Raw genomic sequence first — 21517 nt, 5'->3', positions numbered from 1 at the left:
CACTCGTAGCTCAGCTGGATAGAGTACTCGGCTACGAACCGAGCGGTCACAGGTTCGAATCCTGTCGAGTGCACCATTTAAGAGTCAGTTGCAGCAATGCAGGTGATTCGGCTTCAACCAGTTGTGATCTGGTCTAAAAACACACTCTGCACTCGTAGCTCAGCTGGATAGAGTACTCGGCTACGAACCGAGCGGTCACAGGTTCGAATCCTGTCGAGTGCACCATACAAACAAAAAGCCCGCCTAGTGCGGGCTTTTTGCCGTCTGGGGTTTGTGTAGGATTTCGGCTTATTCCTTGACTCGATGTGTTTTCCTCATCGGCTGCGTCGTCGCAGTTCATAGAGGCAGCCACTGCTCAGCTTTGGCTCGCAAGCGCTTGTTCTTTCCAGTTTTTTAGCGTTAAAAGCGCACGCAGCGTGTATCATTGCGCCCGTCAGCCCCGCCGGGGCTTGTGGAATACCTCCATGGACTTACCCAGTAGTTACTTAGTACCCCGTTTTTCCAATCATGAATTGACTGATTGATCCTTCCGGCGTACCCGCTGCTGGGAGTGGAGTTCGCCTATGACCGAAGTAGAAGTAAAGAAAACACAAGAAAGCCTGCAGGATCGTCTGGCTCAAGTCATCGAGCTGCTGCAGCGCCAGCGCGTGGTCGAAGACCTCACGCATCGCCAGGAAGGTCCGAACCACGACCGCGTCGAAAACCTGGTTCACCGGCAAAACCTCGTCGAGTTGCAGCGCAAGCTTGATGACCTGCACTCCGCCGACGTCGCTTACATTCTTGAAGCCTTGCCACTGGACGATCGACTGACCCTTTGGCAGTTGGTCAAGGCTGACCGCGACGGCGATATTCTCCTCGAAGTATCCGACTCGGTCCGAGAAACCTTGATCGCCGACATGGACGATCACGAGCTCTTGGCTGCCGCCCGGGAGATGGACGCCGACGAACTGGCTGACCTGGCCCCTGAGCTGCCCCGCGATGTTGTCCATGAGCTGATGGAGGCCCTCGATAGCCAGCAGCGTGAGCGTGTGCGCTCCGCACTGTCCTATGACGAGGATCAGGTCGGCGCACTGATGGACTTCGAGATGGTCACCATTCGCGAAGACGTCAGCCTGGAAGTGGTATTGCGTTACCTGCGTCGCCTCAAAGAGCTGCCTGGGCACACCGACAAGCTGTTTGTTGTCGACTATGAAGGCATTCTTAAGGGCGTGTTGCCGATCAAGCGTTTGCTGGTCAACGATCCGGACAAGCGCGTTGCGGACCTGATGGCCAGCGACACGGTGAGCTTCCATCCGGACGAAGATGCCTATGACGCCGCCCAGGCGTTCGAGCGTTATGACTTGATCTCGGCGCCGGTGGTCGACAAGAACGGCAAGCTTATTGGCCGTTTGACCATTGATGAAATGGTCGACCTGATTCGTGAGGAGAGTGAAACCGAAGTCCTCAACATGGCCGGTCTGCGTGAAGAGGAAGATATCTTTGCTTCGGTATGGCGCTCATTGCGTAACCGTTGGGCCTGGCTGGCCGTCAACCTGATTACCGCGTTCATCGCGTCGCGGGTCATCGGGCTATTTGAGGGCTCGATCGAGAAGCTGGTGGCGCTCGCGGCATTGATGCCGATTGTGGCCGGTATCGGTGGCAACTCCGGTAACCAGACGATCACCATGATTGTGCGTGCCATGGCGCTCGATCAGGTCAGTACCGCCAATTCTTCGCGACTCATGCGCAAGGAGCTGGCGGTCGCGCTGATCAATGGCGTGGTCTGGGGCGGGGTAATCGGTGTGGTCGCCTATTTGCTCTATGGCAGTTGGTCGCTGGGGGTGGTGATGACAGCCGCCATGACCCTTAACCTGTTACTCGCGGCGCTGATGGGGGTGTTGATCCCCATGACCCTGGCGCGCCTTGGTCGCGACCCGGCGATGGGCGCCAGTGTGATGATTACCGCCATGACTGACAGCGGCGGCTTCTTCATCTTCCTGGGTCTGGCAACCATCTTCCTGCTCTGACCAGGTGGGAGCGGGCAAGCCCGCTCCCACACCCGCCCGTCCTGGGCAACTGTTAAATTCCACGCAAAAAAAAGCCAGCACATGGCTGGCTTCGGCTTTCAGTTGCAGATCAATTGGCTTCTGCGGCCGCCTCTACGTCGTGCGCGATAAGCGAGACAAGGGCATTTTGCTGACGGTGGGAGAGCTGACGAAAACGCTGCAGCAGTTCGCGTTCGTGCAGCGACAGCTCAGGGCTGTCCAGGCGCATGCTTAACTCTTCGCCCAACGCACCTTCCTGAATGAGGCTCTGCTCCAGGCGCGCGATGATTTCGGAGTTCATGCTGCGATGATGATTGCGAGCCACCTCGGCAATGCGTTCCCGCATTCCGTCTGGCAGACGTACGACGAACTTGTCAGCCGTACGGCTGGAATAAATTGCCTGTTTCAATGGGCGCATATATTTAACCGGTTAGTTCAGGGGAGCGGTTTTTGGAATTGGCCGCAAGGATGAGTGTTAAGACAAGGCTCACGACCAAAGTTCAACCCTAATTGCAAAGAGGACGCATCATGCCTCAGATTTGACAGTTACTTGGCGTCAATTCTGTGACAAATATTGAACTGCCTAAAGGCTTTATGCCAGCACTCATTTGCATTTTTGCGGACTGGTTTGAAATTTTTTTACAAGCAATCACCCGAACGTGATGTTCGGGCAAATCCAGGCGCAACGGGGTAAATGGCCGCACATCGTAGCGCAATGTGGCCTTTTGCCCTCAATCTTTAGACTAGTGGCAATTTGCCGATTTACGAGTGCGAGGCGACGTAAGGTAGGGCGGGGAGGAGGGGGTTCAGCGTAAAACCGGGTCGAATTTAATGCGGCGACCCATGATGAGCGTCAGCAGCAGAAGGCTGGCAGAGATGCCTGAAACCACAAATGCTGTGGTTTGCCCGGCTTGCGCACTGGTGTTCATCCCTGCGATGCCTGTGGCAATAGTCAGGCATAAAAAGAAACAGGCGGATTTGGACATGAGCAATTCCTTAGAACACCCAGTGTTCAGAAGCAGGCGCAGTTTGCGCGCCTTGAGTCAGGCGTACCGGCGATTGAGCGTTCGGCGTCATCACCGCCAATTGCGGACGTTGCTGCAAATGGTGCGGCACCGCCTGGCTGATCTGCGCGGGATCATCACTGCCGGTCGATTGGAAATGAAACGTGACAAGTGCCGCCAGGGCAATAGCGTTAAGCGCTAACAAAAGGGCACTGTTCATGGTTATGTTCTCCGCTTAACGCCGTGGCTTGTGTGGTTTAGTAGGAGAAGTATTGCAGGTCTCGTGCCAATCTGTTTTTCCAATAAAATCAATAGGTTAAGCCTACTTCAACGCCCTGAAAGGTTGCAATTTGCAATGCTGGCATTTTGGGGGAGTGCAATTTGCACGATAGCCGCAATCCCCCGTATTTGCGGTGCGCGGCAGGGGTCGCTCAAACAAGGATCGGCCTACACTCAAAAAGCCAACGGACGACATGACAAAACCGACCCTGGCCGTTAACATGCACGCCGTCTGTCGCCGCGCCCTTGGCGCCACGGCTGTCATTTGTCCCAGTAGCTCAATTGGATAGAGCATCCCCCTCCTAAGGGGAAGGTTGGCCGTTCGAACCGGCCCTGGGACACCAGATCCAAAGCCCCGCTCAGGATGTTCCGGCGGGGCTTTTTTGTGCCTGTCTTTTAAACATCGGTCGAACCTTGCCGGTGATCGAGGTTCTCAGCAGGGGCGGAGGTTTTTATCTCAATCGGTGTACCTCGCAGGTGGCCAGACAGCGTCTGAGCACGTAAGCAAAATATTCCCCCGGAAACAGTGCGTACCGCCTGTCCGGAACCGGCAACCCGGGACTATCATTTGATAGCCCTGTCTCTCACTGCAAGGAGCCGCTCGGAACGCCGATGCGCCAAATCTGGAAACCTTTTCGAGCCCTTTATTTCGCCTCCTTGATGATGCTGATCGGCTCTGGCCTGCTGAGTACCTACCTGGCTTTGCGCCTCGCAGCCGACCATGTCGACAGCCTGTGGGTGGGTGCGCTGATGGCGGCCAACTACTTTGGCCTGGTGCTGGGCGGCAAGATCGGGCATCGCCTGATTGCCCGGGTCGGGCATATCCGGGCTTACGCCACCTGCGCCGGGATCGTCGGTGCGGCGGTGTTGGGCCATGGGCTGATCAACTGGCTGCCAGCCTGGATCGTGCTGCGGATAATCGTCGGCCTGGGGATGATGTGCCAGTACATGGTCATCGAGAGCTGGCTCAATGAGCAGGCGGAAGCCAAGCAGCGTGGTGTGGTGTTCAGCGGCTACATGATTGCGTCTTACCTGGGGCTGGTGCTGGGTCAACTGATCCTGGTGATGCACCCCGAGCTGGGCCTTGAACTGCTGATGCTGGTCGCATTGTGCTTCGCCCTGTGCCTGGTGCCGGTGGCGATGACCCAACGTATTCACCCGGCACCTTTGCACCCTGCGCCGATGGAGCCGCGCTTCTTTATAAAGCGCGTGCCGCAGTCGTTGAGCACCGTGTTGGGCGCTGGTGTGATCGTCGGCTCGTTCTACGGCTTGGCGCCGTTGTATGCATCCCAACAAGGGCTGACTACTGAGCAGGTCGGCCTGTTCATGGGCTGCTGTATTTTTGCCGGTTTGCTGGTGCAGTGGCCTTTGGGCTGGCTGTCGGACCGTTATGACCGTGCCCTGTTGATTCGTTGTTTTGCCTTGTGCCTGGCGGTGGCTGCATTGCCCTTGGCGATCATGACCCACGTGCCGTTGGAAGTGCTGTTCGTGGCCGGCTTCCTGTGTTCGCTGGTGCAGTTCTGCCTGTACCCATTGGCGGTCGCATTTTCCAACGATCATGTGGAAGGTGATCGCCGGGTGTCGCTCACAGCCATGCTGCTGGTGACGTACGGCGTGGGTGCGAGCATCGGCCCGCTGTTGGCGGGTGTGGCGATGAAGCTGTTTGGCAGCCATATGCTGTACGCGTTTTTCAGCCTGTGTGCGGCCATTCTTGTGTGGCGTATCCGGCCGAAAGCGGTAACCAACCTGCACCAGGTGGACGATGCGCCCTTGCACCACGTGGCGATGCCCGACAGCATGTCCAGCTCGCCATTGGTGGCTTGCCTCGACCCGCGCGTCGACGAGGCGGTCGTGCAGGAGCAGATGCTGGATCCTGTCCCGGACCCGGCGCCTGAAACCGATCCGCCGTCACCGGCAGATGATGAGCCACCTTTCGAAGGGCCGCCCGAGCCTCTGGGGCCAGACGAACATCCTCACGACTTGAGCAGGGCGCGCCCCTGAATGCAAAAACGGGCAGACCCCATCAGGGTCTGCCCGTTTTTTTTGACGCTGTCTTTAAAGCTTAAAAATCGTCGTCCTTGTCAAAGCGCCGCGCGTCACGTTGCAACTGGTACACAAAGCGTTCCACTTGGCGCTGCACCAGGCCGCTCATGTTGTGGAAGCGCACGCCGGCAAACGTCGTGTTGATCTTGTCTTCGAAGTGCAGGTGACGCAGTTCGACGGAGGTGGTCATGCTGCCGAAGGGCAGGGCCGCGATGAAACGGTCGTAGATCTGGCCCAGTTGCAGGCGCTCGGAGATGTCGCCTTCAAAACGCAATTTGCAGCCGGTGGCGGAAATATCCAGCAGCTTGCCGCTGACCGGTGCCTTGAGCTTCTCGCCACCCATTTCGATGCCGACCAGTTGCGCCAGCTTAAGCGCTGCGCGAAAGGCATTGCGACGCTGATGGTAAACCACCTCGTCGGGCATGCTGCCGGTGTAGATTCGGTGGCCGTCTTTTTCGCTGATGGTCAAGGTGCCGTTGCTTTCCCAGGCGATTCGCACGCCATCATGGAAGCCTTCGATACGGAACGGTTCGCCACTCTCAAGGTGGCGTTCACCGTCACGCGGGACCATTTCGTCCAGTACCAGCGTCTTGCTGTCCCGGTCAACGTCCACCAAGTAGCTTTGAAAGCGCTGGCTGCGTTCGTGGAAAGTGATGATCAAGGGATCATGGCTTTCTTGCAGCATCCGCAATGTGCCGGCGATTTCCAGAGGTGTGGAGAGTACTTTGGGTGGCTGCGGGGCATCTTCCGCATTAGGGGCGTTGAACACGGTTCTTCCATCTCCAGACAAAATACGACTACACGCAAGAACCGGCATTTTGCCAGTATGTGGCGCGCCTTGGATAGGTGCGCGGTAAACCGGCGTCAGGCTTGGCTGCGGGTGCTTGGCTTGACCAGGCGTGAAGTGGAGCCTTGGGCGTTATAAAGAGCCGGAGGCTCTCCGCCGTGGAGTATACGTAACTGGTTGGCGGTCGTGGCTTGCTGCAGCTGGATCGACTGGCCGTTAAGCAGGTTGGCTTCCTGGCACTGTGCGAGCAAAGAATTGAGTGCAGTGCTTTGAGTCAGCAATTGATCGCCGACCGAGGAGTGGCTGGCCAGTTGAGCGAGGCCAGCGTGATCGGCCGGCAGCCCGAGGCTGATGAGAATCTCACTGCGCTTTCTGCCGTGCTGTTCCAGCAACACGATCAGCGACTGTTTGCGCGCCAGGATTTCTTCCAGCAAGCGCATGTCCCGACCATAGAGGGCCAGGGATTCTTCTTTAAGCAGCTCGAGCAACTGTTGCGTCGGCGCCAGATCATCAATGATCAGTTGAAGCAAATGTTCGTCGTGGTGCATGGCTGGCCTTGGGTTTTAAGCGTCCAAAAGCCCTGCGCAGGCCTTTGCCTAGCGCTCGGCTTCGAAGTTAAGGAGCTTGCTGGCTACACGGTTGCTGTCGACTTTATAGCTGCCATCGGCGACGGCCTGTTTCAACTCGGCCACACGGGCTTTGTTGACAACCGGTTGGTCGCGCAGCGAGTCAGTGACCTTCTGCAACTGTTGAGCCTCATTGCTCAGGTGAACGGATTCTCCACTCTGACTGGCGCTGGCCTGTTCTGGCTTGGCTGCAGCAGCTGGCTGAGACTTGGCGTCTACGCCGTCCTTGGCCCCGCTAGTGCGGGCGTTGCCGGACAAAGCCGGGGAGTTATTCAAACGACTGAAATCAATGACCATGATAAAAAACCTCTGGGTATATGGACGCTTGCCATGTTTTCGGCCATACCCGGACAAACTTTAGGCTCGAATTACAATAAATCTGCACGTGCGGACGTCTGGCGCACAGTGTAGAAAAAGCCAGCGTCCTCTGCCACTAAACTATAACGCGACCTCAACCTGACCCGGTGCAGTCACTTGCGCCTTGATCACACGGTTGGAGTTGAGATTTTTCACCCTGATCTGTTCGCTCATGCCGCCATTGGACAGTGCTTCACCCGGCATCTTTACGCTCAACCCGCCGCTGCTGGCGGAAATCACTACTTGATCGCCCTTGCGTATCACCTCGGCCTGTTCCAGATGGACCAGGGTAATGACTTGGTCGGTGACCATTGGTCGGGTAAGTTTCTGCCCGATCGCCTGGTCCATTGAGGTGAGATAACCCTGGTTGATCAGGCTGATGTCGCGTTCACGCAGGGCCACATCCTCGAAGCCAATGATGCCGGTACGTTTCAAGGGGCGTGTCACCACCACCACATCGCGGAACAGCTTGACCTGCGCCGGCACGAATACGGTCCATGGGGACGCGCCTTCGCAGCGTACTTTTACGGTAACGCGGCCGATGGGCTGCGCGGGGCTTTCCAGCGACGCTGTCAATTCCTTGTCGCACATGGGCATGCGCAAGCGCGGGTCTAATTGGTTGACCTGGATTTCATATCGCCCAGGCGTCTGTGTGCTTGCCAGATAATCTTCTACAGTGAACTCAAGAAAGCCTTGGGTGACGCCGATAAGGAGATCAGGCAAGGTGACGTTGTCTGCTCGGGCCGTGGCGCCCAGGTCCAAGGCAAGCAATGCCATCGAGACGCAGAAAAAACTGCGGTACCTCGGGAAATGAAGGCGTCGGGAAACTGTCGTTTTAATATCCATAGCCAATAAATAGCAAAGCTCGTGCCGTTTAGTGTTGGGTATGCGTCGTACCCCCAAAGGTTTTAGCGTAGGAGTCTGGGCATGGCAGGTGTAATGGATTCAGTAAACCAGCGCACACAGCTGGTAGGGCAGAACCGCCTGGAGTTGCTGCTGTTTCGTTTGGACGGCAAACAGCTGTATGGCATCAACGTATTCAAGGTGCGAGAAGTGTTGCAGTGTCCCAAGCTCACCATCATGCCCAAATCCAGCCCCGTGGTGTGCGGCGTGGCGAACATTCGCGGCGCGACCATCCCGATTCTTGACTTGGCCCTGGCCACCGGCGCCGCAGGTCTGCAGGACCGCCAGAACCCGTTTGTGATCATCACCGAGTACAACACCAAGACCCAGGGTTTCCTGGTGCGCTCGGTAGAACGCATCGTCAACATGAATTGGGAAGAGATCCATCCGCCGCCCAAGGGCACCGGGCGCGATCACTACCTCACGGCGGTGACGCGGGTCGATAACCAGTTGGTGGAAATCATCGACGTGGAGAAAATCCTCGCTGAAGTGGCGCCTACTTCGGAAACCATCTCGGTGGGCGTGGTCGATGCCGATACGGCGCACAAGGCGATCTCGCTGCGGGTACTGACGGTGGATGATTCTTCGGTGGCGCGCAAGCAGGTGACCCGTTGTCTGCAAACCGTCGGCGTTGACGTGGTGGCCCTCAATGACGGTCGCCAAGCCCTGGATTACCTGCGCAAGCTGGTAGACGAAGGCAAGAAGCCGGAAGAGGAATTTCTGATGATGATTTCCGACATCGAGATGCCGGAAATGGATGGCTACACGCTCACGGCTGAAATACGCAACGATCCACGCATGCAAAAATTGCATATCATCCTGCATACTTCGTTGTCGGGTGTATTCAATCAGGCAATGGTCAAGAAGGTCGGTGCTGACGACTTCCTGGCCAAATTCCGTCCTGATGACCTGGCATCCCGGGTAGTCGACCGGATCAAAGCAGCAGATCACGGCTAGGGGCGTTTCCCCTGGCGGTCACACGATTTAAGAGGCGGTATCTTTGTCTACGGGTAATTTGGATTTCGAACAGTTCCGGGTCTTCCTCGAAAAAGCCTGTGGCATATTGCTTGGGGAAAACAAGCAGTACCTAGTATCCAGCCGTCTCAACAAAATGATGGAACAGCAGGGTATCAAGTCTCTGGGCGAGTTGGTGCAGCGTATCCAGGGCCAGCCGCGCAGCGGGCTAAAGGAAATGGTGGTCGATGCCATGACCACCAACGAAACCTTGTGGTTTCGTGATACCTACCCATTCGAAGTGCTCAAGAACAAAGTGCTGCCCGAGGCGATCAAGGCCGCGCCGGGCCAGCGCCTGCGTATCTGGTCGGCGGCCTGTTCGTCGGGGCAGGAGCCGTATTCGATCTCGATGTCTATCGACGAGTTCGAACGGACCAATATGGGCCAGTTGAAGGCGGGTGCGCAAATTGTCGCCACCGACCTTTCCGGGACCATGCTCACCAATTGCAAAACCGGCGAGTACGACAGCCTGGCCCTGGGCCGCGGTTTGTCTCCTGAACGCCTGCAACGCTTCTTCGACCCAAAAGGGGCAGGGCGCTGGGCAATCAAGGCGCCGATCAAGAACCGGGTGGAATTTCGCTCGTTCAACCTGCTCGACAGCTACGCCAGCCTCGGCAAGTTCGACATGGTGTTCTGCCGCAACGTGCTGATTTACTTCTCGGCCGAAGTGAAGAAAGACATCCTGCTGCGTATTCACGGCACGCTCAAACGTGGCGGCTACCTGTTTCTCGGTGCTTCCGAAGCATTGAATGGGCTGCCGGATCACTACCAGATGGTGCAATGCAGCCCGGGTATTATTTACCAGGCCAAGTGATAGTCGCTTGAACTGAAAACGGGAGCTCCGCAGGGGGCTCCCGTTTTTTTTGCGTGTCAGTAATCTGCGTTGCTTCGTCAGCCATGCTCAGGGCTTTTCTTCGATCAGGATATTGTCCAGGAACAGGCGATGAATCCGGCCGGTTACTCCCTCAATGAAAATACCCATCTTCACAGTCTCTGTGTTGGATGCGACGTATTCCCCTGTGCCAAATATGGTGAAGCCTGGGTTGACCGCTGCAATGGGACCGATACGTAAGCCATTTATCGTCATATGCAGGCGTGAGCCGTCGGCGACGGTCAGGTCTGTGCTCGCCTGATAGGCGCAACGGTACGTGCGTCCAGCGACCACGTCCACCGAGCGGGTAATGATATGGGAGCCGCCCGGCGGGCTGTTGGTCAACTCAGCAAGCACGCGTCCGTTGTCGATCTTCACCGCCCCGCCGATGTACCTACCCTGGGGCACCCAGCCTTGAAAGCCATTGCTGAAATCCCATGATGTGCCAGGTGTCGGCACCACAACGACGCCCTTATTAATAGTGACAATTGCATTCGGCGCCGAGGAACTCACCTTTTGGCGCGTGATGCGCAGTTGCAGTTGCACTGCCTTGTCCGAGTTGGCCACAACATGCTTTTTTGGGATAAACAGTTGGAGTGAGGGGCTGTCTGCGCCCACTTCAAAGCTTTGGTTGAACTGGCCACCCGTGACGCCTGTTACGGTGCTGCTCATGACCGCCACTACAAAGTCCTCCTTCAGGAGGGGAGTGTTCGACGTCAGTTCTACAAAGTCGCCCGGCTCCTGGCTCGTGTTGAAGTTAGGGGTGGGCGTTGCCGAGTCTTGTTTTGCAAATCTCAGAGGTTGGACGGTGATCATGATTAGCCTCTACCTGGCGCGTGGGGATGTCTGCCCAATAGGCATCCAGTTGCGTACTCGTCGCAACTGTCAGAATTGACAGCGCGGACGAGCGGTCATCGTCCTGAGCCTCCTCAGGCCTTTGCGGTAAAGCGGCAATCACCGTTGCCGCTTTACTGGCGCCACGCGGAAGCGCATTGCCGCTTTTCTGGCATTGCCACCGCCGAACTCCCCGCAAACCCTTGAGTTAGGGGGCTTCGCAAAACTGGCATGCGCCTTGCTATGACCTTGTTACGAAAAGCAGGTCAGCCTAAAGGTTTCCGCCATGAGCATCAGCTTCGATAAAGCGCTCGGTATCCACGAACAAGCACTGGGCTTTCGCGCCCAGCGTGCTGAAGTACTGGCCAACAACATTGCCAACGCCGACACCCCGAACTACAAGGCTCGGGATCTGGACTTCTCTGCCGTGCTTGCCGCACAGCAGGACAAGACCAAAAACGGCACCTTCGCCTTGAACATGACCAACAACCGTCATATCGAAGCGCAGGGCCTGAGCAGTGGTGACGAGTCGCTGATGTATCGCACCCCGATGCAGCCATCGATCGACCAGAACACCGTCGACGCCCAGCTGGAGCAATCGGCCTACGCCGAGAACTCGGTGAACTTCCAGGCCAGCTTTACCCTGCTCAACAGCAAATTCAAAGGGCTGATGTCAGCCCTGCGCGGAGAATAAATCATGTCCCTAGCCAGTGTTTTCAATATTGCCGGCAGTGGCATGAGCGCGCAGACCACGCGCTTGAACACCGTCGCCAGTAACATCGCCAACGCCGAGACCGTGTCTTCGAGCATTGACCAGACGTACCGCGCTCGGCACCCGGTGTTTGCCACCATGTTCCAGGGCGGCCAGAGCGGCGGCAGCGATTCGCTGTTCCAGAATCAGGACGCCGCAGGCCAGGGCGTGCAGGTGCTTGGTGTGGTTGAAGACCAGAGCAACCTCGAAGCCCGCTACGAGCCCAACCACCCGGCGGCGAACGAAAAGGGCTACGTGTATTACCCCAACGTCAACGTGGTTGAGGAAATGGCTGACATGATCTCCGCCAGCCGCTCGTTCCAGACAAACGCGGAAATGATGAACACCGCCAAAACCATGATGCAGAAGGTCCTGACCCTGGGTCAGTGATAAGGGGCGCCAAATAATGGCCATTGTTGATACCACTTCTACCAACACCGCGGTCCAGAACCTTTTCAACACCAAGGTCAAAGACAGTACGGCCAACGTATCGACCATTGCTGATGCCGCCACTGGCAACCAGGCGATGGGCAAGGATGCGTTCTTGCAACTGCTGGTGACCCAGTTGAAAAACCAGGACCCGCTGTCGCCTCAGGACAACGGTGCATTCGTGGCCCAGTTGGCCCAGTTCAGTAGCCTTGAGGGCATCAATAACCTCAACGATACCGTAAAGGCCATCTCCACCAACGCGACGTCTTCGCAAGCCCTGCAAGCGTCGTCGTTGGTCGGTCGTTCGGTGATCACGCAGACCGACAAGACCGTGGTTGACACCAGCAAGAGCATGACCGGCACCGTGACAGTGCCATCGGCGGTGGGCAACGTCTCCGTCAAGATCACTGACAAGGATGGCAACACCGTGCGCACCGTCGATATGGGCGAGCAGAGCGCGGGTAACGCCAGCTTTATCTGGGACGGCAAGAACAGCAGTGGTGAGGTGGCGCCAGCCGGCACCTACACCTTCACGGCCACCACCAAGAATGATGCGGGCGATTCAGTAGCCCTCGCCACGTCTCTGCCGGCGACAGTCGTCAGTGTCACGTTGAGCCAGACCGGCGGCGAAATGCTGCTCAACCTGGCCGGCGGCACCAGCATCAAGCAGTCGCAAATTCAGACTATCGGTACATAGAGCCGGCTAACTACGGCAGAAGGAGAGAAACATGTCTTTTAACATCGGCCTTAGCGGCCTCTATGCGGCCAACAAACAACTGGACGTGACCGGCAACAACATTGCCAACGTTGCGACCACGGGTTTCAAGTCGTCCCGTGCGGAATTCTCGGACATCTACGCGGCGTCCAGGCTCGGCACCGGTCAGAACAGTGTCGGCAGCGGTGTGAACCTGGCGGCAGTGTCCCAGCAGTTCACCCAGGGTGACGTCAACAACACCGGCGGTATCCTGGACCTGGCCATCCAGGGCGGCGGTTTCTTCGTACAGAAGGGCAGTGACGGTTCGCTGGAGTACACCCGCAGTGGTGCGTTCCGTTCGGACAAAGACGGCTACATCACCAACAACACAGGCACCTCGCGCCTGCAAGGCTATGGCGCCGATGCTGACGGTAATATCGTCAAGGGCCAGTTGACCGACCTGCAACTGAACCTGTCGAACCTGCCGCCCAAGGCGTCCACCAAAGTGGATTCCACCAGTAACCTGAACTCGTCGTCGCCGGTAATCGATCAGACAGCAAAGCCGTTTGATCCAACCGACTCCACCACCTTCACCACCCAATACAACACCACTTTGTACGACAGCCAGGGTAACGCCCACCCGATGGTGCAGTACCTGGTAAAAACCGATTCCAATACCTGGAAATCCTACACCCTGATTGAGGGCCGCAACCCTGACGGTACAGCCGCCACAGGCACCGGCTCCACGCCGCCAGTCGCGTCGACCTTGAGCTTTGACGGCTCCGGCAAGCTCACGGGGATTGTCACTGGCGGCACGTCCAGCACCACGCTGACCATTGCCGACTGGACCCCAGGCACCGTGACCGATGGCGTATGGAAGCCGAACGGCGCGACGGCCAACCCGACCGGTATCGCGATCAACATGGCCAACATTACCCAGTACAACTCGGCTACCTACCGCAACCCGCCTGTCACCGACGGTTATGCCACCGGCCAGATCACCGGCCTGAACATCGATGGCAACGGCGTGTTGTTCGCCACGTTCAGCAACCAGCAGAGCAAGGCCATCGGTCAGATCTCCCTGGCCAGCTTCAACAACGAGCAAGGCCTGCAGCCTGCGGGCGGCACGGCCTGGAAAGAAACCTTCGCGTCGGGCCAGCCGGGTTATGACGCCCCGCAAGCCGGCACGCTGGGTTCGATCGTGTCCAACTCCCTGGAGAACTCCAACGTCAACCTGACCAACGAGCTGGTCGACCTGATCAAGGCCCAGAGCAACTACCAGGCGAACGCCAAGACCATTTCCACCCAGAGCACCATCATGCAGACCATCATTCAGATGACGTGATGGTTGGTTGCTCTATAAGAAGCCCCTCGCATGAGGGGTTTTTTTTGCCTGCGGGAAAAGTACGCGCGTTGCGCACTGTCGCCAGCTGACATGCGAGGTATGGAACTGCCTACAGCCACTTCACCACTGAACGTGTCAGAGCCACCGTGGCTCGCCAATCAATGGGGAGGGCTGAACATGTCGAATTCAGGGGTTTCAGGACTGGGCAACGGGCACGCACATTTTGCGCCGCACGCTGCGCGAACGGAGCCGGCCCATGCCGCGCCCGGTGCAGATGTTGCGCCGGTCAAGCAACTGCTTAATCAGCTGTTTGAAGCAACGCAAACGTCCAGCACTCAAACAGCCCAGCATTTGCGCAACCAGTTGAATGAACATCGGCAGAAACTCGGTGATGGCTCATTCAAGAACGTCCTGAACACGCTGATTGAAACGCTGAACGCCTACATCCAGTTTCAGAAGTTTGTCAGTGAGTTCATGAAGGCGTTGTTCCCGGACGCCGATAACCCTGCGCCGACGCCTCCTGGCCAGGCGGGTGGGGGTAGTCCTAGTCATCATGTACACCGCCGCCCCCAGCCGAGCAGGCAAAACATGAGTCACAAGCCGCTCACCCTCGGGGCTGGCTACTTTGACTACAAGCCAGACAAAAGTGAGCCCGGTAAGAAACCGGGCACGGGCAACGAGGCCGGCAATATCTGGAGCGGCTTCCAGCAGGGCCCGGACGGCAATTGCGTCACTGTGTCAGCGATAAAAGCGGCCATGATGAAGTTCGGCCAAAAGCCTACGGATATTTTCAAAGACGTACGAGCCACGGGCGATGGTTATACCGTGCAGATGCGGGACGGGTTCCAGCTTCATCTGAACAAAGGCGAATTGAAGCAGGCGGCGGAACAGGCTCGCTTCAAGGGGGATGACGCCGCCATGATGACCGATGCCAACTTCCTGTTTGCTGCAAGTGCCAAGCGTGCGCAAATGGAAAACAACGACGGGTATGCCGGCAGAAATTTTGCCGCTGCGTTAGACAGCCTCAATGACGGTGAGGACGGTCAAGAGGGCCTGATGCGCCTGGGCCTGCGCGACCATATTCGACATTCCAGCGCATCGGCGTTGGCGGCTGGGCAGATCGGTGTTGTCACCCACGGCATAACAACCCCGGACGGAAAGTTCGTGGGTCATTCCCTGGCAGTGATTAACGGGCGTGAGGAGGTGTGGGGTAAACGCGGGGGGCAACCACCGGGTAACGCTCACGCATTTGCCCTGGTTTGATCGCTGGGTGGGCCTGGATGCGCGTTCGCGTTCGCCCAGGCAAACCTGTGTGACACGGCGCCGCCAAACAAAAAACCCGATAAACCCAACTGCATCCAGGGTTTATCGGGTTTTTAATTCCGGGCGTTCAAGCCCGGGACCGGCTCAGCTTATTGGCAAGCTTCGCAATCCGGCTCGTCAATCGCGCAAGCCTTTGGCACTGGGGCCGGGCCGGCAGGTGCAGCGAGAACCGAATCATCACCGTGGTTGCCGCCGCTGGAAACAGCGTTCAGCTTGCCGGTGTTGATGGTCGATTTCTCGGTGCTGGTCGCAGCCAGGGCACGGAGGTAGTAAGTGGTTTTCAGGCCACGGTACCACGCCATGCGGTAGGTCACGTCCAGCTTCTTGCCCGAAGCGCCGGCGATGTAGAGGTTCAGCGACTGAGCCTGGTCGATCCACTTCTGACGACGGCTGGCGGCGTCAACGATCCACTTGGTGTCCACTTCGAAGGCAGTTGCGTAGAGCTCTTTGAGTTCTTGCGGAATGCGTTCGATCTGCTGCACGGAACCGTCGTAGTACTTCAGGTCGTTGATCATGACCGAGTCCCACAGGCCGCGAGCCTTGAGGTCGCGAACCAGGTACGGGTTGATCACGGTGAATTCGCCCGACAGGTTCGATTTCACATACAGGTTCTGATAGGTCGGTTCGATCGACTGCGACACGCCGGTGATGTTGGCGATGGTGGCGGTCGGTGCGATGGCCATGATGTTGGAGTTACGAATGCCTTTCTGCACACGGGCACGTACCGGCGCCCAGTCCAGGGATTCGTTCAGGTCAACGTCGATGTACTTCTGGCCACGTTGCTCGATCAGGATCTGTTGCGAATCCAGCGGCAGGATGCCTTTGGACCACAGCGAACCCTGGAACGTCTCGTAGGCGCCGCGCTCGTCGGCCAGGTCGCAGGAAGCCTGGATAGCGTAGTAGCTAACCGCTTCCATCGACTTGTCGGCGAACTCGACCGCAGCATCCGAACCGTAAGGAATGTGTTGCAGGTACAAAGCGTCCTGGAAGCCCATGATGCCCAGGCCAACCGGACGGTGCTTGAAGTTGGAGTTCTGCGCCTGTGGCACCGAGTAGTAGTTGATGTCGATCACGTTATCGAGCATGCGCACGGCGGTGTTCACGGTGCGTTCCAGCTTGGCGGTGTCCAGCTTGCCGTTGACGATGTGGTTCGGCAGGTTGATCGAGCCCAGGTTGCAAACGGCGATCTCGTCCTTGTTGGTGTTCAAGGTGATCTCGGTGCACAGGTTCGAGCTGTGAACCACGCCCACGTGCTGCTGCGGGCTGCGCAGGTTGCACGGGTCTTTGAAGGTCAGCCATGGGTGGCCGGTTTCAAACAGCATGGAGAGCATTTTGCGCCACAGGTCTTTGGCCTGGATGGTCTTGAACAGCTTGATCTTGCCCGGGTATTGAGACAGCGCTTCGTAGTACTCGTAACGCTCTTCGAAGGCCTTGCCGGTCAGGTCATGCAGGTCCGGCACTTCGGATGGCGAGAACAGGGTCCACTGGCCGTCATCGAAGACGCGCTTCATGAACAGGTCAGGGATCCAGTTGGCGGTGTTCATGTCGTGGGTACGACGACGGTCATCACCGGTGTTCTTGCGCAGCTCGATGAACTCTTCAATGTCCATGTGCCAGGTTTCCAGGTAGGCACACACAGCGCCTTTGCGCTTGCCACCCTGGTTAACGGCGACAGCGGTGTCGTTCACCACTTTCAGGAACGGAACAACGCCTTGCGACTTGCCGTTGGTGCCCTTGATGTACGAACCCAGTGCACGCACCGGCGTCCAGTCGTTGCCCAGGCCACCGGCGAATTTGGACAACATGGCGTTGTCGTGGATCGCGTGGTAGATGCCCGACAGGTCATCCGGCACGGTGGTCAGGTAGCAGCTCGACAGCTGTGGACGCAGGGTACCGGCGTTGAACAGGGTCGGGGTCGACGACATGTAGTCGAAGGACGACAACAGGTTGTAGAACTCGATCGCACGGTCTTCCTTGTGCTTCTCTTCGATTGCCAGGCCCATGGCCACGCGCATGAAGAACACTTGCGGCAGTTCGAAACGGATACCGTCCTTGTGGATGAAGTAACGGTCGTACAGGGTTTGCAGGCCCAGGTAAGTGAACTGCTGGTCGCGCTCGTGGTTGATCGCCTTGCCGAGCTTTTCCAGGTCAAAGGTGGCCAGGATCGGGTTCAGCAATTCGAATTCGATACCCTTGGCGATGTAGGCCGGCAGTGCCTTGGCGTACAGGTCAGCCATTTCGTGGTGGGTCGCGCTGTCGGCGACGCCCAGGAAGCCCAGGCCTTCGGCACGCAGGGTGTCCATCAGCAGGCGCGCGGTCACGAACGAGTAGTTCGGCTCACGTTCAACCAGGGTACGGGCGGTCATTACCAGGGCGGTATTGACGTCGGTCAGGGCCACGCCGTCGTACAGGTTCTTCAGGGTTTCGCGCTGGATCAGGTCACCATCGACTTCTTCCAGGCCTTCGCAGGCCTCGGTGATGATGGTGTTCAGGCGGCCCAGGTCCAGCGGTGCAAACGTACCGTCGGCCAGGGTGATGCGGATCGAGGGGTGAGCTTGAACGGCGGCTTCGTCGGCCGGGGCGCGCACGGCACGTTCCTTGGCGCGCGAGTCGCGGTAGATCACGTAGTCGCGGGCCACTTTCTGCTCGCCGGCACGCATCAGGGCCAGTTCAACCTGGTCCTGGATTTCTTCGATGTGGATGGTGCCGCCCGAAGGCATGCGACGCTTGAAGGTCGCGGAGACTTGTTCGGTCAGGCGGGCAACGGTGTCGTGGATGCGCGACGAGGCAGCAGCGGTGCCGCCTTCAACTGCAAGAAACGCTTTGGTGATAGCGACGGTGATTTTGTCGTCGGTGTAAGGAACGACAGTGCCGTTACGCTTGATCACGCGCAATTGGCCAGGTGCGGTGGCGGACAGATCCAGGTTCGAATCAGCGGCCTGCGGCACGGAGCCCTGCGGGTTCTCGCGAGTTGTGTCGGTTTGCATGGGGGGTTGTCTCCACATTCTATATTTATTTGGGCACCATCACGGTGCCCACCGTTCCGTCCTGAAGCACTTACAGCAGGCCAGGGGCCTGGCATAACAACTTCGGGACAGGAGGAAGGGAGCTCATCGCGCCGCTTCCATGCCGAAGTCTTCGGTGTGGGGGCAAAAATGCCCTTCGCCGTATTCCTGATGGGTGACAGTTACCTGATACAAGCACTGCAACACCCGTACCGTTTTGCGCCCTTGGGCTTGAAAACGGTTGCCATCCGCTAGAGCGGTTTGGGCTTTCAAAAAATGCTGGGATTAGACCGAACAGGCGCAAGAAATGGCTTGAGTTTCTTGTCTGAAATGTGTTGGGTCTTTTCGCTCAAAACCCTACATGTAGGGTTTTTTTAGCGCCGAGGTACAAGATAATGCGTTTTGGGGGGCTTAGCAACGCACTACCTGTGGATAACGCTGTGGGTAAAATGTGTATGAAACGTGGAACGCCTGTGTAGGCCGCAGTGCTGCTGGATTACGCCGTTTGTCACCGGATATTCCAAGTTGAAAACCGCTGGCTGGAATTTTGAGGGCGCGAACCCTACCACAAAAAAACGCGATCACCGAATCGATTTCCACGCTTGTGCCAGAGGGCTGGCGCATGGCTACAATCGACCTCTTATATGCCCTCAAATCATGACAAAAAGGGTATGGCGGGTGAAGATCAAAAATGTGGGAGCGGGCTTGCTCGCGAAGGCGGTGGATCAGCCAGTTCATCTGTTAACTGACCCACCGCCATCGCGGGCAAGCCCGCTCCCACAGTTGAAATATCGAAGTCCTGAAGATTTTCTTATAACAACGAGGACCACCCGTGGAGCAAGAAGCCTGGCAAATATTGATCGTCGAGGACGACGAGCGATTGGCCGAGTTGACCCGTGATTACCTGGAAAGCAACGGCCTGCGAGTATCAGTGGAAAGCGACGGCGCCCTGGCGGCGGCGCGCATCATCGCCGAGCAGCCGGACCTGGTGATCCTCGACCTTATGCTGCCCGGCGAAGACGGCTTGAGCATCTGCCGCAAGGTGCGCGAACGCTACGACGGCGTGATCCTCATGCTTACCGCGCGCACTGACGACATGGACCAGGTGCTGGGCCTGGACATGGGCGCCGACGACTACGTGTGCAAACCCGTGCGCCCGCGCTTGCTGCTGGCGCGCATTCAGGCCTTGCTGCGGCGCAGCGAACCGGCCGAACCTGCGACGGTGGAGAACCAGCGCCGCCTGCAATTCGGGCCATTGGTGGTGGACAACGCCTTGCGCGAAGCCTGGCTGCACGAGGGCAGCATTGAACTGACCAGCGCCGAATTCGACCTGTTGTGGCTGCTGGTCGCCAACGCCGGGCGCATTCTGTCTCGCGAAGAAATCTTCATCGCCCTGCGCGGTTTTGGGTACGACGGCCAGGACCGCTCTATCGATGTACGCATCTCGCGCATTCGCCCGAAAATCGGCGACGATCCGATCCATCCACGCCTCATCAAGACCATTCGCAGCAAAGGCTACCTGTTCGTCCCCGAAGCCTGCGCCGACATGCCGCTGTGAACTCGATATTCCTGCGCATCTACGGCGGCATGTGCGCGGCCCTGATATTGGTGGCGCTGTTGGGCGTGCTGGCCCTGCACCTGCTCAATGAAGTGCGCAGCGGCCAATACCGTGAACGCCTGGCCCACGGCACCTTCGCGCTGATGGGCGACAACCTGCAGCCGATGAGCGCTATCGAGCGCCAGCGCGCCCTGGCGGTGTGGGAGCGCTTGCTGGGCATTCCGCTGGAATTGCGCACGCTGACCGATGCCCAACTGGACCTCGGCCAACGCAATCGCTTGCAACGCGGCCAGGTGCTGGTGGAACAGACCGGGCCTCACGCTGCCCGCGTGTTGCGCCTGGTCAGCGACAAGGAACCGTTGGTACTGACCGGTGAAGTGCAGCAGATCAGCGAACAACTGGCCCGCGCGACGATTTACCTGCTGGCCGATGAACTGGTGCGTTTCCCGGTGGCCGAGCAGCCGCAGCGGCTGGCTGACATAAAGGAAGCCAAGGGGTTTGGCTTTGATATGCACCTGATGACCCTTGATCAGGCGGACATGGATGAAGACCAGCGCCGTCGCGTATCGGAAGGCGATACGGTGATGGCCCTGGGCAAGGGCGGCGATTCGATCCGCGTGTTTGCCGGCATGGTCGGCACGCCGTGGGTCCTGGAAATCGGCCCGCTGTACCAAATGAACCCGTACCCGCCGCAGTGGCTGATTCTGATCGCGTTGATCAGCCTGACCCTGATCGGCTTGATCGTCTATTTATTGGTGCGTCAGCTTGAGCGACGCCTTAAAGGCCTCGAAGCGGCGGCCACACGCATCGCCCAAGGCAACCTGGAAGTGCGCGTGCCGGCCCGTGGCGCTGATTCCATAGGGCGTCTGGCGGCTGCCTTTAACGGCATGGCCGAGCACTTGCAGCAGTTGCTGGCGATCCAGCGCGAACTGGTGCGCGCGGTGTCCCATGAACTGCGCACCCCGGTGGCGCGCCTGCGGTTCGGCCTGGAGATGGTCGGCGACGCCGCCACGCCCCAGGCTCGGCGTAAATACCTGGAAGGCATGGACAGCGATATCCAGGACCTCGACGGGCTGGTGGATGAAATGCTCACCTACGCGCGCCTTGAGCAGGGCGCGCCGGAGCTGAATTTCCAGCGTGTGGACCTCAGCGCGCTGCTTGATCAGGTGATCGGCGAATTGTCGCCGCTGCGCCCGCAGGTAAAGGTCACGCGGGGTATTTGCCTGTCATCGGTGCATTGGGACGATGCCTGGGTGGATGCTGAACCGCGCTACCTGCACCGCGCCCTGCAAAATCTGGTGAGCAATGCCATGCGCCATGCCCACGGCCAGGTGCTGATCAGTTATCAGGTGGGCCAGGTGCGTTGCCGTATTGATGTGGAAGACGACGGGCCCGGAGTGCCGGAAAGCGCGTGGGAGCGCATTTTTACGCCGTTTCTGCGCCTGGACGACAGCCGTACGCGCGCTTCCGGCGGGCATGGGCTGGGGTTGTCGATTGTGCGGCGGATTATCTACTGGCACGGCGGGCGAGCATTGATCGGCAAGAGCAATAACCTCGGCGGGGCATGCTTCAGCCTCAGCTGGCCAAGAGATCAGGATAAACCCTGATACCGCCAGCCCTCACAATTTGAATGTGCAAACCCGATCAAATGTGGGAGCTGGCTTGCCTGC

General features: G+C 58.2%; 20 protein-coding genes and 2 tRNA genes. 13 read left to right on the top strand and 9 right to left on the bottom strand.

Annotated elements, in window-relative coordinates:
• The first annotated feature begins 148 nt into the window (after window positions 1-148).
• A tRNA-Arg gene (locus Q7C20_RS13945) sits at window positions 149-225 on the top strand.
• A gap of 338 nt (window positions 226-563) precedes the next feature.
• Entirely contained in the window at window positions 564-2006 is a 1443-nt protein-coding gene (gene mgtE, locus Q7C20_RS13940) for a magnesium transporter (protein ID WP_375068041.1), read from the top strand.
• A 109-nt stretch (window positions 2007-2115) separates the two neighbouring features.
• Here the strand turns inward: mgtE and Q7C20_RS13935 are convergent, their stop codons facing one another.
• From Q7C20_RS13935 to Q7C20_RS13925, 3 genes are all read right to left on the bottom strand, one after another.
• The gene (locus Q7C20_RS13935) at window positions 2116-2442 is read right to left on the bottom strand and encodes an Arc family DNA-binding protein (RefSeq protein ID WP_003193592.1); all 327 of its coding nucleotides are present in this window, start codon (window positions 2440-2442) and stop codon (window positions 2116-2118) included.
• A 388-nt stretch (window positions 2443-2830) separates the two neighbouring features.
• Window positions 2831-3010, bottom strand: coding sequence for a PA3371 family protein (locus Q7C20_RS13930; RefSeq protein ID WP_375068038.1), 180 nt, complete (start codon window positions 3008-3010; stop codon window positions 2831-2833).
• 10 nt (window positions 3011-3020) lie between these two features.
• Window positions 3021-3248 (bottom strand): hypothetical protein, encoded by a 228-nt coding sequence (locus tag Q7C20_RS13925; protein WP_348057211.1) that lies wholly within the window; start codon window positions 3246-3248, stop codon window positions 3021-3023.
• 326 nt (window positions 3249-3574) lie between these two features.
• On the opposite strand from Q7C20_RS13925, the gene Q7C20_RS13920 reads away from it, so the two are divergent.
• A tRNA-Arg gene (locus tag Q7C20_RS13920) sits at window positions 3575-3651 on the top strand.
• 268 nt (window positions 3652-3919) lie between these two features.
• The gene (locus Q7C20_RS13915) at window positions 3920-5308 is read left to right on the top strand and encodes an MFS transporter (protein WP_348057213.1); all 1389 of its coding nucleotides are present in this window, start codon (window positions 3920-3922) and stop codon (window positions 5306-5308) included.
• A 61-nt stretch (window positions 5309-5369) separates the two neighbouring features.
• On the opposite strand, the gene Q7C20_RS13910 is transcribed toward Q7C20_RS13915, so the two are convergent.
• The 4 genes from Q7C20_RS13910 to flgA form a co-directional block, all read right to left on the bottom strand.
• Window positions 5370-6119 (bottom strand): flagellar regulator YcgR PilZN domain-containing protein, encoded by a 750-nt coding sequence (locus Q7C20_RS13910; RefSeq protein ID WP_348057215.1) that lies wholly within the window; start codon window positions 6117-6119, stop codon window positions 5370-5372.
• 95 nt (window positions 6120-6214) lie between these two features.
• A complete protein-coding gene (locus Q7C20_RS13905) occupies window positions 6215-6685 on the bottom strand; it encodes a flagellar protein FlgN (RefSeq protein ID WP_375068035.1) in 471 nt (156 codons plus the stop codon).
• A gap of 48 nt (window positions 6686-6733) precedes the next feature.
• The gene (gene flgM / locus Q7C20_RS13900) at window positions 6734-7060 is read right to left on the bottom strand and encodes a flagellar biosynthesis anti-sigma factor FlgM (protein WP_348057219.1); all 327 of its coding nucleotides are present in this window, start codon (window positions 7058-7060) and stop codon (window positions 6734-6736) included.
• A gap of 141 nt (window positions 7061-7201) precedes the next feature.
• Window positions 7202-7966 (bottom strand): flagellar basal body P-ring formation chaperone FlgA, encoded by a 765-nt coding sequence (flgA, locus tag Q7C20_RS13895; RefSeq protein ID WP_375068049.1) that lies wholly within the window; start codon window positions 7964-7966, stop codon window positions 7202-7204.
• A gap of 81 nt (window positions 7967-8047) precedes the next feature.
• Here flgA and Q7C20_RS13890 point away from each other — a divergent pair, with 81 nt between their 5' ends.
• The gene (locus Q7C20_RS13890; RefSeq protein ID WP_348057221.1) at window positions 8048-8980 is read left to right on the top strand and encodes a chemotaxis protein CheV; all 933 of its coding nucleotides are present in this window, start codon (window positions 8048-8050) and stop codon (window positions 8978-8980) included.
• Window positions 8981-9023: 43 nt separating this feature from the next.
• Window positions 9024-9851, top strand: a complete 828-nt coding sequence (gene cheR, locus Q7C20_RS13885; protein WP_348057223.1) for a protein-glutamate O-methyltransferase CheR — start codon at window positions 9024-9026, stop codon at window positions 9849-9851.
• A gap of 87 nt (window positions 9852-9938) precedes the next feature.
• On the opposite strand, the gene Q7C20_RS13880 is transcribed toward cheR, so the two are convergent.
• Window positions 9939-10724 (bottom strand): hypothetical protein, encoded by a 786-nt coding sequence (locus Q7C20_RS13880; RefSeq protein ID WP_375068033.1) that lies wholly within the window; start codon window positions 10722-10724, stop codon window positions 9939-9941.
• Window positions 10725-11028: 304 nt separating this feature from the next.
• Here Q7C20_RS13880 and flgB point away from each other — a divergent pair, with 304 nt between their 5' ends.
• The 5 genes from flgB to Q7C20_RS13855 all read left to right on the top strand — a co-directional run bounded on the left by flgB (window position 11029) and on the right by Q7C20_RS13855 (window position 15224).
• Complete coding sequence (flgB, locus tag Q7C20_RS13875; protein WP_375068032.1) at window positions 11029-11436, top strand: flagellar basal body rod protein FlgB; 408 nt, start codon at window positions 11029-11031, stop codon at window positions 11434-11436.
• A 3-nt stretch (window positions 11437-11439) separates the two neighbouring features.
• A complete protein-coding gene (gene flgC / locus Q7C20_RS13870) occupies window positions 11440-11883 on the top strand; it encodes a flagellar basal body rod protein FlgC (RefSeq protein WP_016973698.1) in 444 nt (147 codons plus the stop codon).
• 16 nt (window positions 11884-11899) lie between these two features.
• Window positions 11900-12619: a flagellar hook assembly protein FlgD gene (flgD, locus tag Q7C20_RS13865; RefSeq protein ID WP_348057230.1), complete on the top strand. Its 720-nt coding sequence runs from the start codon at window positions 11900-11902 to the stop codon at window positions 12617-12619.
• A gap of 31 nt (window positions 12620-12650) precedes the next feature.
• Window positions 12651-13961: a flagellar hook protein FlgE gene (gene flgE, locus Q7C20_RS13860; RefSeq protein ID WP_375068030.1), complete on the top strand. Its 1311-nt coding sequence runs from the start codon at window positions 12651-12653 to the stop codon at window positions 13959-13961.
• A 177-nt stretch (window positions 13962-14138) separates the two neighbouring features.
• Window positions 14139-15224, top strand: coding sequence for a hypothetical protein (locus Q7C20_RS13855; RefSeq protein ID WP_375068029.1), 1086 nt, complete (start codon window positions 14139-14141; stop codon window positions 15222-15224).
• Window positions 15225-15373: 149 nt separating this feature from the next.
• Here Q7C20_RS13855 and Q7C20_RS13850 read toward each other — a convergent pair whose 3' ends face one another.
• Window positions 15374-18271 carry a ribonucleoside-diphosphate reductase subunit alpha gene (locus Q7C20_RS13850; protein ID WP_375068027.1) on the bottom strand — a complete coding sequence of 966 codons (2898 nt, stop codon included), beginning with the start codon at window positions 18269-18271 and terminating at the stop codon, window positions 15374-15376.
• 850 nt (window positions 18272-19121) lie between these two features.
• Here Q7C20_RS13850 and Q7C20_RS13845 point away from each other — a divergent pair.
• Both Q7C20_RS13845 and Q7C20_RS13840 read left to right on the top strand, forming a co-directional pair.
• Window positions 19122-19847 carry a response regulator gene (locus Q7C20_RS13845; RefSeq protein WP_348057238.1) on the top strand — a complete coding sequence of 242 codons (726 nt, stop codon included), beginning with the start codon at window positions 19122-19124 and terminating at the stop codon, window positions 19845-19847.
• Window positions 19844-21454 (top strand): ATP-binding protein, encoded by a 1611-nt coding sequence (locus Q7C20_RS13840; protein ID WP_375068025.1) that lies wholly within the window; start codon window positions 19844-19846, stop codon window positions 21452-21454. The genes Q7C20_RS13845 and Q7C20_RS13840 overlap by 4 nt, the downstream gene beginning before the upstream one ends.
• Window positions 21455-21517: the final 63 nt, after the last annotated feature.

The organism is Pseudomonas sp. AMR01, assembly GCF_041946035.1.
Lineage (GTDB): Bacteria > Pseudomonadota > Gammaproteobacteria > Pseudomonadales > Pseudomonadaceae > Aquipseudomonas > Aquipseudomonas antarctica_B.
This window is presented reverse-complemented; position numbering and strand designations above follow the sequence as displayed.